The organism is Halalkalibacter alkaliphilus (assembly GCF_023555415.1).
In the GTDB taxonomy this organism is placed as follows: domain Bacteria; phylum Bacillota; class Bacilli; order Bacillales; family Bacillaceae_D; genus Halalkalibacter; species Halalkalibacter alkaliphilus.
This window is the reverse complement of sequence record NZ_JAKRYL010000006.1, coordinates 78,644-91,340: the sequence shown is the minus strand read 5'-3', so window position 1 is coordinate 91,340 and position 12,697 is coordinate 78,644. Positions and strand designations below refer to the sequence as shown.

Here is a 12,697-nt window from a genome sequence, read left to right as displayed (position 1 = left end):
GATAGGTGACAAGACAACTGTAAATTATTTAGGGGGATGGGGATGGCTAATAAGACGGTCGATGCTATTATTATCGGAAGTGGTATTGCGGGTCTTATGACGGCTCATTTGCTAGCTGATCATATGAATGTGATGATTATCACAAAGTCTAACGTTAATACGAGCAACTCTAGCTGTGCACAGGGAGGTATGGCAGCAGCACTTGGACCTGACGATGATTGGAGAAAACATCTTGCTGATACATTAAAAGCAGGAGGGGATCACCATAATGAAACTCATGTTGAGATGTTGGTAAAACGAGCTCCTGCAATTGTTTCTTTATTAGACCAACTCGGGGTCCCATTTGATAAAGATGAAAATGGAGCACTCGTTTTAGGAATGGAAGGAGCTCATCAAAATCGCCGAATTGTACATGTAAATGGTGACAAGACTGGTCAGGCTTTTACTGAGGCATTAATAAATTCGGTCAAAGAGAGAGTAGAAATTCTCGATTATACAATAGTGAAAAAACTAGTTTCAAAAAATGGAAGAGTCATCGGGGTTCATACTGAGAAGGAATGTATTTATTCAAAAGCGACAGTGTTAGCAACTGGAGGGCTCGGTAGGCTTTATGAGCATACGTCAAATGTTGAAGAGGCAACAGGTGATGGATTTGCACTTGCTTACCGTGCTGGTGCTACGTTAATTGATATGGAATTTATACAGTTTCACCCTACGCTGCTGAGAGTTGGTGGGGAAACAATGGGATTAATTAGCGAAGCGGTGCGTGGTGAAGGAGCTAAGCTTATTGATAAAAATGGAAAAAGATTAATGGAAGATTTTCCATTGAAGGAATTGGAATCTAGAGATGTTGTTAGTAGAGAAATTCATAAAGCTTTACAAAATGGAAATGAAATTTATTTAGATTGTCGAGGCATAAAGGGTTTTAAACATAGCTTTCCAGGGTTAGCGGAGCGTTGCGAGAAAGCGTTGATTGATCCAACAGTTACACCGTTAGCGGTTGTACCAGGGGCGCACTTTGTAAGTGGAGGAATTGAAACTGATTCATCTGGTCGAACATCATTAAAGGGATTATATGCTGTAGGAGAGGTAGCTTGTACAGGTGTTCACGGAGCTAACCGTCTTGCAAGCAATTCGTTATTAGAGGGTTTGGTTTTTGCCGAGCAAGTAGCGAGTGATATTCAAAGTGTTCAGTCGAAATTTCAGTTAGTTTATTCAGAGGAGGACTCTGACATCACAGTTCCTCGTCATTTGCCTTCTTTTTCTGATATTCAAATCCGTATGACTAAATTTGTTGGGATTGAGCGTGATCTATCAGGTCTTCTTGAAATGAAGAGTTGGCTTGAACAATTTCTACCTTATGCTAATCAAATTCTCTCTACGGATTCTCGTGCCACGATAGAATGCAAAAATATGCTTATCGTTTCTGCTTTAGTTACAGAAGCTGCGATTCATCGGACTGAAAGCAGAGGGGGGCATTATCGATTGGACTTTCCAAAGAGGAATGACCACCTTTGGTCAAGTACGTACGTTGCATTATCGAAAGAAAAAGGTGCGCAAATCACACAAAAAGAAAAACGACACCTTGTACTCGAAAATATCTAGGGGGAGAGAGAATGAACAAGTTATTAGTAAAAAAACAATTAGAGCATTTTTTTATAGAAGACCTTGGTGAAAGTGATGTTACGAGTGAATCGGCCATTTCAACTAGTGCAATTGGGAAAGCGAAAATTGTAGCTAAGGGGAATGGGGTAATGGCTGGTTGCGATTTACTGACATGGGGATATGGCATGTTAGATTCTACGATCTCAGTTCAAGTGTTGGTTTCAGATGGCGAAGAATTTCAAAGAGGGGATACGATCGCTATTTTAGAGGGAAGGGTGATTTCTTTATTAGCTGGAGAAAGGGTGCTATTAAATTTATTGCAACGTATGTCAGGAATTGCGACGATGACCTATACAGCAATTAAGACACTTGAAGATGAAAAGATACGAATTTGTGATACAAGAAAAACAACACCGGGCCTTAGAGTGTTTGAAAAATACGCAGTAAGATGTGGAGGGGGATTTAATCATCGAAGAGGCTTAAGTGATGCTGTCATGTTGAAAGAAAACCATATACTCGCTTGTGGGGGAATAAAGCAAGCTGTGGAAACAGTTAGAAAAAATGTTGGGCATATGGTGAAAATTGAAGTTGAAACGACAAATGAAGATGAGGTAAGAGAAGCGGTAGAGTCAAACGTAGATGTTATCATGTTCGATAATGCCAGTCCTATAGAGATCAAAAATTATCGCAAGCTTGTACCTGAAAATATTATCACTGAAGCATCTGGTGGAATTACGATCGATAATCTCCCGGCCTTTCGCGAGACGGGTGTGGATTATATATCGCTCGGTTGTTTAACACATTCAGTGAAAGCGACAGATTTAAGCTTTTTATTAGAGGGGGGCAAATAGGATGAATTTTCTTGAAAAAGTAGCAACGTTAGATCGCATACCAGAACGGTACAAAGAGATGTCTATAGAGGATAAAAAAGAGCGAATTAAACAAATTAAACAACAACTGGGCAGCAAACTGTTTATTCCTGGCCATCATTATCAGCGCGATGAAGTTATTGAATTTGCTGATGTAACAGGTGATTCACTCCAACTAGCTCAATTATCAAAGACTAATCGTGATGCAGAATATATTGTTTTTTGTGGAGTCCACTTTATGGCAGAAACGGCCGATATGCTCACTACAGACAATCAGCATGTCATTTTGCCAGATTTGAAAGCTGGCTGTTCAATGGCAGACATGGCGGACATTGCTCAAACTGAGCACGCATGGGGTGAGTTACAGAAACAATTTGGAGATACGATCTTACCTTTAACGTATGTTAACAGTACGGCTGCAATTAAAGCTTTCTGTGGAAGGAACGGCGGAGCAACTGTAACATCTTCTAATGCAAAGGCAATGGTTCAGTGGGCATTTACGCAAAAACAAAGGCTGCTCTTCTTACCTGATCAGCATTTAGGAAGAAATACAGCCTATGATCTAGGTATAAAACTGGATGAGATGGCAGTCTGGGATCCAATTGCTAGAGAGCTTGTCTGTGAAGGTCCTATCGAACAGGTGAAAGTTATTCTTTGGAAGGGACACTGTTCCGTACATGAAAAATTTACTGTTGGTCAAATTGAAGAGTTACGCCAAAATTCACCAAATACAAATATTATTGTTCATCCAGAATGTACCTTTGATGTTGTTCAAGCAGCTGACTTAAATGGTTCGACGCATTATATAATTGAAACAATTAAAAATGCTGAGCCTGGTTCATCATGGGCAGTCGGAACAGAGATGAATTTAGTGAATCGTTTAGCACAACAGCATCCTGATAAAAATGTATTTTCTTTAAATTCAACGATGTGTCCGTGTTTAACAATGAATAGGATTGATTTAGATCATTTGCTTTGGTCTCTTGAAGAAATTATTGAAGGGAGACTGCATTTTCCAATCACTGTAGATGAACAAACAACTTTAGAAGGAAACCTTGCATTGCAACGCATGCTTGATCGTCCGTCCTAACGATTAAAGAGTGTAGTAAAAAAAGGAAAAACCAACCTTTTTTGCTAAAGGGTTCAGTTTTAGGAGAGAAAATGAAAAATAACATTAAAATAGCGTACAAATTCCCAATGATTTTGTACGCTTGTTTTTTATTGGTATATTAATGTGAAATTCAATCTGAAATTAGCAGTTGATTTAGCATACCTTTTGGCAGAGTACAAAAACTTATGTTCCCTTTCTATTTCATATGTTAAAAGATATGCTGGTTACTTTGTTAGCTTACAAGTGCATTTATTTTCGTGGGGAATGTGGGATTAAATGTTAAAACAGGTGAAGGGAAATTCTTTATTCAACTAGCGAACAGCTTAGTGGAAGAAGATGGATATTAAAGATGTAATTAACAGGTACTGTTTCCCGTATCTGGGATAGTGAGAGTCCGCTCTTATCGGCTGTGGATCAGGTAAAGAACCCGATATGATAAATAAACGGAGAAATTCCCCTTAATTAGTAATTAGTTAGCACTGAAAATAGCTTCAATAGACGGAGATATTCCGCCTATTGACTCAGAAAATCCGAAATTGGGTAATTTTTCTCTGCATAATCGGAAAAACTCCCCCTATATACCTCGGAACGAGCTCTATTCTGCATTTAACCGAAAAATATCCGCTTATTTTACTATGGCTAGTTACAATATGGAACTTTTGTAGGAGACATTTTACTCTGGTTTGTTAAATTAACGAGAGTAGTTCAATAAGGGGAAAAAATATGAGTGAAAAGCACAGATGGAGGATAAATTCATTATCTGTGCTTATGTATGCTAATTATAGTGTTAATTCATTTGAGATTGAAGTGTTAAATGTAATGCTATTTAACATGTGAATTAACGTTTTCCCTCCCACAACTGAACCCGTTACTTTTTTGCTACACTCTTTTTGTTTTTCTGTTTATGTAGGCATAAACCTATTTTTTCCGACATAAGCTGTGCTGAGACCCCTGTAATATTAGGATTTTTTCAATCATTTTTTCTGTTCTAAGGTAAGGTTTCGTGTCAATTCGCCTATAGCGACATACGATGTAAGGAACGGTAAGAGGAGGGAATGAAACGTGAAAATTCATATTGTCCAAAAAGGTGACACACTTTGGAAGTTAGCTCAAAAATACGGGGTTGATTTTGAACAACTAAAGGCAGCGAATACACAATTATCCAATCCAGATATGATTATGCCTGGTATGAAAATCAAAGTGCCTACAGGAAGTGTACCAGTAAAAAAAGAAACCCAGGTCGCTCCACAAGCACATGTAAAAGAGCAGCCTAAAAAGGAAATGCCAAAACCAATCCAAAAGAAAGAGGTACCAAAGCCGGCACCAATGCCAATGCCACAGATGCCAACAATGCCACAAATGGTGCAACCAAAACAAAAGACAAAGGTTGATTATCATTCATTTGAAACAAATATCAATTTTTATCAACCACAAGTAAAACCTAAAAAAATTATGCCAGATGTCAAAAAGCCGCCTGTGAAGAAGCAAGTTGAACCGAAAAAAGAAATGGTAAAACCAAAAGAAGAAATGGTAAAACCAAAAGAAGAAGTTAAACCTATAAAAAAAGAAGCGCCGATTACTCCAAAACATTATGCGCCAAAGCCAGCAGTTCAAAAGCTAGATCATAAACCCATTCAAAAGCAGGATCATAAACCAATTCAAATGCCAGCGCACAAACCAGTTCACAAACCTATTCAGCCGCAAATGCATCAACCTAAGCAAAAGGCACCTTGCCCACCATTGGTTCCAATTAGTCCGCTAATGCCGGGGTGTGGTCCGTCAAAACCTAAAACAGCCCCATACAATCAACAGCCTATCCCGGTTAGTCCATTAATGCCAGGATGCGGTCCGTCGCAGCCAATGATGCAACCATACCACCAACATCAAATGTCTATGCCACCAGCACAAGAACCAATGCCATATTATCCAGAACAACCTTATATGCCACAACAGGAATCTATGCCATTTTATCCACAGCAACAACCGATGCACCAACAACAACCGATGCACCAGCAACAACCGATGCACCAGCAACAACCGATGCACCAACAACAACCGATGCACCAGCAACAACCGATGCACCAGCAACAACCGATGCACCAACAACAACCGATGCACCAACAGCAGCCAATGCACCAACAGCAGCCGATGCACCAACAGCAGCCAATGCACCAACCTTACCAAAGTCCACAAAAAGGGTGTTGTGGACCGACACAACCAATTACTTATGGTCCAAATGGCCAACTGATGCCGATGCAAGATTATCCACAACAGCCATTTATGCAAGGTTACCATGAGTCAGATGATTATGATGATTAAGATCAAGCCATATATATAAAGTAAGCTTTTTTGCCTGCTATGAGTCACCTGCTTATAGCAGGCTTACATAGGTATAAGCTAATTCTATTTTTAATTTCTTGTAATGGAACACTAACCAAGATGTAACAGTGTAAAGAAACCTCCGATTAGCCAACATAATTGGTGAAAGGGGGAATTAAAAATGAAAAAAATTGCAATGTCAGTAGCAACAGCAACAATGCTTTTAGGTGGACTTGCTGGATGTGGTGTAGATAACCAAGCAACAGACATGGGTGCAAATCAACAAACAGGAATACATGCACAAGATATGCGTGGTGGAGGAGCAATAGATGGTCGTCATAGAGGTGAAGGTCCAATAACTGATATGATGACACCAGACCGTCAGCGTGGTGGTACCATTGGACAAGGTACGACTAGAGGAGCAGATGTAGGACACCGTGGCGGGCTATTTGGAGGGCAAGGCGCAGGCCAAACAGATGCACGTGGTGGAGCTTTTGGAGGCCAAGGAGCTGGTCAAACAGGAACGCGTGGCGGGCTATTTGGAGGCCAAGGTGCAGGCCAAACAGATGCACGTGGTGGAGTTTTTGGAGGTCAAGGAGCTGGTCAAACAGGAACACGTGGCGGGCTATTTGGAGGGCAAGGCACAGGCCAAACAGATGCGCGTGGTGGATTATTTGGAGGCCAAGGTACTGGTATGACTGGACAAGGCCGTACACATTTAAATAATTTCCAAACTCGTGGAACTGGCAATGACCGTGGTGTAGGTTATACAAATACTGGCCGAGATAACTTTGGTACTAATACTGGGTTATTCGGAACTCATGGCGCACAAGGTATCACAGGACGTCAAGGAACAGATGCACGAGGAATGGGACCTGCTGGTTTAAATCGTGGAACCGCTCGTGATGGTATTCGTGCAACGGATCGTAATGCAGGAATGGGACGTGCTGGATTAACAGGAGGAAATCGTCCTGGTATGGTTGATGAAGATGGAATTCTTCGTGGAAGAGCACGCCGAGGAACTGGTGCTTTAGATGCAACTCCGGGCCATCGTCGTCAAGGGCAAGGAGCTATGAATTTAGAAGCGCGTGATCGCGGGAATGTAAATCATGGTACACGCACACCGAATCGCTTTGATGCAACTGGTCGTGGTGACCGTACGGGAGTCCACCATGGTCAACAACGTGCACAAGATAACCAAGGCACTCGTGCGATGAACTATCATAAAGACTATGATGGAAAAACTGTTCAACGTCTTACTGAGCGAGTTGAGCGTGTTGATGGTGTAGAAGATGCACGTGTGATCGTTCATGATAATGATGTTGTTGTAGGAATTACAACAAATGGAGATATGGATGATGTGAAAAAAGAAGTTGAAAAAACGGTTAATGGTTTAGCGAAAGATAAAGATGTACGAGTAGTAACTGATTCTGATGCAGTAGGTCGCATACGTAATATGGACGATAGGTTACGTACAGGGACTGCATTTGATGAAGTTACAGCTACATTTACAGATATGCTTGGAGATTTAGGAAGAGCGGCACAACGACCATTTGAACGTTCTCGTTAATTTGTTACAGACAGTGGAGTTCTTCTCCACTGTCTTATTACTTTTCATAATAATTATGAATTTAAAGTGGAAATGAAATGATTTAATTACGAATGATGACTTCCATTTATGGGCAACATTAGCCTAGATGGAAGTTTTTATTTTTATTATGGTGGTGAGAGCTGATGAAATTACAACGAACTCAGCGAAAACATATCTTTTCTTTGCTTTTAAGTTTGACATTAATTGTTATGGGTTTTATGTTGTGGAATACGACAGTAATAGAAGGCAGCCAAAAGAAATCAAATAGCCAGAAACAAGCAGAATCGGAAGCTTACGAAGTAATGGGACCTCAAACAATCAACGTGATATTAGAACGTGTTTACCTTGATGGTGAGAAGAGTGAAGAACGAATTCAAGAAACAATTTGGTCGATGGAAGATTTTTGGGCTTATTATGAAGACTGGAACTTGGTTGACCAAAGTGAAAATGAGATGATTTTTAGGAAGGAAGTTAATGATATTTCACCGCTCTTGAAGGTAAATGGATATTTTGGAATAACAGAAGATGGCATTCTTTCCATTTATGAAGGGCAGCCAAATGAAGAAAGAGTTATTCAATCCTTCTTCCAATTGGATACAGCTAAACTAAAGAGTCGACAACATTCCGAACTGAGAAAAGGTATACCTGTTCAGGACCTTAAACATTATGAGGAAGTGCTGCAAGTTTTTGGACAATATAAATCAGCACAAATGTAAGTTAATTGGGTGGTTTCGTTATAGAAATCACCTTTTGTTTTTGACGTGGTTATAACAGGGAAAAGGTACAGATTATTGGACGGAGAACAAATTTGCATTCGGCTCCGCGTAACGCTACGAGTTAACCTAAAAAGGTAAAAGGGGGATAGAGTTCTTTTGAAGAATGAGCGAACATGAGGCGCTGGCTCCACACGCCGTGCGCCTTCCTGCGAAGATCGCTCAAAAGGCTTAAAACAAAACGGCGGCTCCGCGCAGCGCATAGAGTTCCACCAAAAAGGTGAAAAGCGATCTTTTTGGTGGAACTCTATGCTAAAATAGAAATAAATGTTCGTATGGAGAGGGATATAAATTGATTGAATATGTAGTTGGAAAGTTAGTGGATATTGAAACTCAATATATTGTTGTGGATCATCATGGGTTAGGTTATCAAATATATTGTCCGAACCCTTATCGATTTCAAAGTAAAATGGAGCATACCGTTCAAGTGTTTACATACCAATATGTAAGGGAAGATGTAATTCGTTTATACGGCTTTGAGACAAAGGAAGAACGAGCGTTGTTCGAGAAACTTCTAAATGTTTCAGGAATTGGTCCAAAAGGTGCATTAGCTATTTTGGCAACGGGAGAACCAGGGCATGTTGTTCATGCGATTGAGGAAGAGGATGAATCTTTCCTCGTTAAATTTCCTGGTGTTGGGAAGAAGACCGCAAGACAAATTATACTAGATCTAAAAGGAAAGCTTGATGATTTTGCTCCGAATTTATTTAAACAAAGCGGAATGACTGCTACACCTAAAAGTTTAAAAACGGAAAATCCGTTATTGGAAGAAGCTTTAGAAGCCTTGCGAGCTCTTGGGTACGTAGAGAGAGAACTGAAAAAGGTGCGCCCGCACTTGGAAAAAGAAGATTTGACTACCGATGCGTATATTAAAAAAGCACTTCAGTTATTATTAAATGGGTAATAAACGGGGATGATGGGAATGGATGAACGAATGGTATCGGCGGAAGAACAAGGTATGGAAGATTCACTTGATCAGCAAATTCGACCACATAAACTCCAGCAATATATTGGACAGGAAAAGGTTAAAAAGAATCTTCAGGTGTTTATGGAAGCAGCCAAAATGCGAGAAGAGTGCCTGGATCATGTTCTTTTATACGGCCCGCCTGGACTAGGGAAAACAACGTTATCTGGAATAATAGCAACGGAGATGGGTGTTCAAATGAGAACAACTTCAGGACCTGCTATTGAAAGGCCTGGTGATTTAGCGGCAATTTTAACTGCTCTTGAGCCAGGGGATGTTTTATTTATTGACGAGATACACAGACTAAACCGTATGGTCGAAGAAGTTCTCTACCCTGCAATGGAAGACTTTTGTTTAGATATTGTCATTGGGAAAGGGCCAACTGCACGCTCCGTGCGTTTAGACTTGCCCCCATTTACTCTTGTTGGTGCGACTACACGCGCAGGAATGCTCTCAGCTCCTCTGCGTGATCGGTTTGGTGTACTTGCGCGTCTTGAATATTATACAGAGCAAGAACTTTCCATCATTGTTCGTCGTACAGCCGAGATTTTTGATACAGATATAGATGAAGAAGCAGCTGTTGAAATTGCTCGACGCTCAAGAGGGACACCTCGGATTGCCAACAGACTTCTGCGCCGTGTTCGTGATTTTGCACAAGTGAAAGGGGACGGAACGATCACTCTTGAACTTGCTCAAGATTCCCTTGAACAATTGCAAGTTGACCGATTAGGACTTGATCATATTGACCATAAATTATTATATGGAATGATTGAAAAATTCCGTGGAGGTCCAGTTGGACTCGAAACGATATCGGCAACCATCGGGGAAGAGCCTGACACAATTGAAGATGTGTATGAGCCTTATTTGTTGCAGATTGGCTTTATCCAGCGGACACCTCGTGGAAGGATTGTAAGTCCAGCTTGTTATGAACACTTTAATTTGGAGGTTCCAAAACAATGAATACATTTCCGAAAGTATTAATTACGATCGGTATTTTATGTATTGTAATTGGTGGGGTATGGATGTTAATCGGTCGATTTATTCCAATAGGTAAGCTACCAGGAGATATTTTAATTAAACGTGAAAACTCAACCTTCTACTTTCCTATAATGACGAGTATTGTAATAAGTGTTGTTCTATCACTGCTTTTCTTTATTATTGGTCGTTTTCGTTAAAGTTGCATCGACTTAAGAGTTTGGGTATGATAACAAAGATGTATAAAAATGAACGGATATTTTAAAAAAAGGTGAATGTTAACATGAATGTAGAAGAATTTGATTTTGAATTGCCAGATGAATTAATTGCTCAGACGCCGCTTCTCGATAGGACGGCGTCTCGTTTGCTTGTCCTAGATCGTAAGACAGGCGAAACAAAAGATCGAAATTTTATATCAATTATTGATGAATTAAATGAGGGCGATTGTCTAGTATTAAATGATACCCGTGTTTTGCCTGCAAGGCTTTATGGTCTTAAAAAAGATACAGGAGCAAGTATTGAGATCCTGTTATTAAAACAGTTAGAAGATGACCAGTGGGAGACACTTGTGAAGCCTGCTAAGCGTGTGAAAGCAGGAACAGAAGTTGTATTTGGTGACGGCCAATTAACTGCAACTTGCACGGGTGAAGCTGAGCACGGTGGACGGATAATGAAAATGAACTACAAAGGTATTTTTCATGAAGTGTTGGATGAATTAGGTGAAATGCCTCTACCTCCGTATATCAAAGAAACATTGCCCGATCAAGAACGGTATCAGACTGTTTTTGCAAAGAATCGAGGATCCGCAGCAGCTCCAACTGCAGGATTGCATTTTACAAAAGAATTATTAACATCTATCGAGAAAAAGGGCGTTCACATTGCATATATCACATTGCATGTAGGTCTAGGAACATTTAGGCCAGTTAGTGTTGAAAATATTGAAGAACATGAAATGCATGCAGAATTTTATCAGATGAGCGCTGGTACAGCTAGATTACTTCAAACAGTTAGAGAAAATGGTGGACGGATTTTTGCTGTTGGTACAACGTCAGCTAGAACACTTGAGACGATTATGAAGGATCATGGACAGTTTCAAGAAGCATCAGGGTGGACATCGATCTTCATTTACCCGGGCTATGAAGTACGTGGTTTTGATGGATTGTTAACAAATTTTCATTTACCAAAGTCGACCTTGGTAATGCTAGTAAGTGCGTTTGCGAGCAAGGACTATGTTCTAAATGCATATAAGCATGCAGTGAAAGAAAAATATCGCTTTTTTAGCTTTGGGGATGCAATGTTGATTAGATAGTAAAAGGAGGAAGATGGATGGCTGCAATTACGTATGAACATATAAAAACGTGTAAGCAATCTGGGGCTCGTCTAGGTCGGGTTCATACACCACATGGTACTTTTGAAACACCAATATTTATGCCGGTTGGAACATTGGCAACAGTAAAGACGATGAGTCCTGAAGACTTATACGATATGAACGCACAAATTATTTTGAGCAATACTTATCACTTATGGTTAAGACCTGGTCATGATATAATTAAAGAAGCAGGTGGTCTCCATAAATTTATGAATTGGGATCGTCCAATTTTAACTGATTCTGGTGGATTTCAGGTCTTTAGCTTAAGTGATCTGCGTAAGATAGAAGAAGAAGGTGTCCATTTCCGTAATCATTTAAATGGAGACAAGTTATTTTTAAGTCCTGAAGGAGCTATGGAAATACAAAATGCCCTTGGATCAGATATAATGATGGCATTTGATGAGTGTCCTCCATATCCAGCTGAATTTGATTACATGAAAAAATCAGTAGAGCGGACAAGCCGTTGGGCGGAAAGATGTTTAACAGCACATAAACGTCCAAATGATCAAGGCTTGTTTGGGATTGTACAAGGAGGAGAATATGAAGATTTACGCAGGCAAAGTGCAGAAGATCTCATTTCTCTAGACTTTCCTGGGTATGCAATTGGGGGATTATCTGTTGGTGAGCCTAAGGATGTGATGAATCGAGTACTAGAGTTTACAACTCCCAATTTACCTGAAAACAAACCTCGTTATTTAATGGGAGTAGGATCAGCTGATTCATTAATCGATGGAGCGATTCGCGGCATTGATATGTTTGACTGTGTATTGCCAACGAGAATTGCCCGTAATGGAACACTTATGACAAGTACAGGTAGGTTGGTTGTTCGTAATGCTAAATATGCCCGTGATTTTAGACCTTTAGATGAGAATTGTGACTGTCATGTCTGCAAGAATTACACAAGAGCCTATATAAGACATTTAATCAAGTGTGAAGAAACATTTGGATTTAGATTGACCTCTTACCATAATCTATATTTCCTGTTAAACTTAATGGAGCAGGTTAGACAGGCCATTAGAGAAGATCGTTTACTTGATTTTAGAGAAGAATTCTTTGAACAATATGGTTTTAATAAGCCAAATGCAAAGAATTTCTAGGGATTCATTCTATAGGATGATCTT

Annotated in this window: 11 protein-coding genes; all 11 read left to right on the top strand. The window is 40.0% G+C overall.

Annotated features, from left to right (window positions below; all coding sequences use genetic code 11):
- Positions 1–42: 42 nt before the first annotated feature.
- Complete coding sequence (gene nadB, locus MF646_RS07485) at positions 43–1,605, top strand: L-aspartate oxidase (protein WP_250095871.1); 1,563 nt, start codon at positions 43–45, stop codon at positions 1,603–1,605.
- 11 nt (positions 1,606–1,616) lie between these two features.
- Positions 1,617–2,456 carry a carboxylating nicotinate-nucleotide diphosphorylase gene (gene nadC, locus MF646_RS07480; protein ID WP_250095870.1) on the top strand — a complete coding sequence of 280 codons (840 nt, stop codon included), beginning with the start codon at positions 1,617–1,619 and terminating at the stop codon, positions 2,454–2,456.
- 1 nt (position 2,457) lies between these two features.
- Positions 2,458–3,564 carry a quinolinate synthase NadA gene (nadA, locus tag MF646_RS07475; RefSeq protein WP_250095869.1) on the top strand — a complete coding sequence of 369 codons (1,107 nt, stop codon included), beginning with the start codon at positions 2,458–2,460 and terminating at the stop codon, positions 3,562–3,564.
- A 1,083-nt stretch (positions 3,565–4,647) separates the two neighbouring features.
- On the top strand, positions 4,648–5,904 hold the full coding sequence (safA, locus tag MF646_RS23225; protein ID WP_338035480.1) for a SafA/ExsA family spore coat assembly protein: 1,257 nt from the start codon (positions 4,648–4,650) through the stop codon (positions 5,902–5,904).
- A 181-nt stretch (positions 5,905–6,085) separates the two neighbouring features.
- Positions 6,086–7,474, top strand: coding sequence for a YhcN/YlaJ family sporulation lipoprotein (locus MF646_RS07465; RefSeq protein WP_250095868.1), 1,389 nt, complete (start codon positions 6,086–6,088; stop codon positions 7,472–7,474).
- Between the two features lie 164 nt (positions 7,475–7,638).
- The gene (locus MF646_RS07460) at positions 7,639–8,211 is read left to right on the top strand and encodes an intercompartmental signaling factor BofC (RefSeq protein ID WP_250095867.1); all 573 of its coding nucleotides are present in this window, start codon (positions 7,639–7,641) and stop codon (positions 8,209–8,211) included.
- Positions 8,212–8,560: 349 nt separating this feature from the next.
- The gene (gene ruvA / locus MF646_RS07455) at positions 8,561–9,172 is read left to right on the top strand and encodes a Holliday junction branch migration protein RuvA (protein ID WP_250095866.1); all 612 of its coding nucleotides are present in this window, start codon (positions 8,561–8,563) and stop codon (positions 9,170–9,172) included.
- Positions 9,173–9,190: 18 nt separating this feature from the next.
- Positions 9,191–10,192, top strand: coding sequence for a Holliday junction branch migration DNA helicase RuvB (gene ruvB, locus MF646_RS07450; RefSeq protein WP_250095865.1), 1,002 nt, complete (start codon positions 9,191–9,193; stop codon positions 10,190–10,192).
- Positions 10,189–10,407 carry a DUF2905 domain-containing protein gene (locus tag MF646_RS07445; protein WP_250095864.1) on the top strand — a complete coding sequence of 73 codons (219 nt, stop codon included), beginning with the start codon at positions 10,189–10,191 and terminating at the stop codon, positions 10,405–10,407. The genes ruvB and MF646_RS07445 overlap by 4 nt, the downstream gene beginning before the upstream one ends.
- 83 nt (positions 10,408–10,490) lie before the next feature.
- On the top strand, positions 10,491–11,516 hold the full coding sequence (gene queA / locus MF646_RS07440) for a tRNA preQ1(34) S-adenosylmethionine ribosyltransferase-isomerase QueA (protein WP_250095863.1): 1,026 nt from the start codon (positions 10,491–10,493) through the stop codon (positions 11,514–11,516).
- 17 nt (positions 11,517–11,533) lie between these two features.
- Positions 11,534–12,673: a tRNA guanosine(34) transglycosylase Tgt gene (gene tgt, locus MF646_RS07435; protein ID WP_250095862.1), complete on the top strand. Its 1,140-nt coding sequence runs from the start codon at positions 11,534–11,536 to the stop codon at positions 12,671–12,673.
- Positions 12,674–12,697 lie beyond the last annotated feature (24 nt).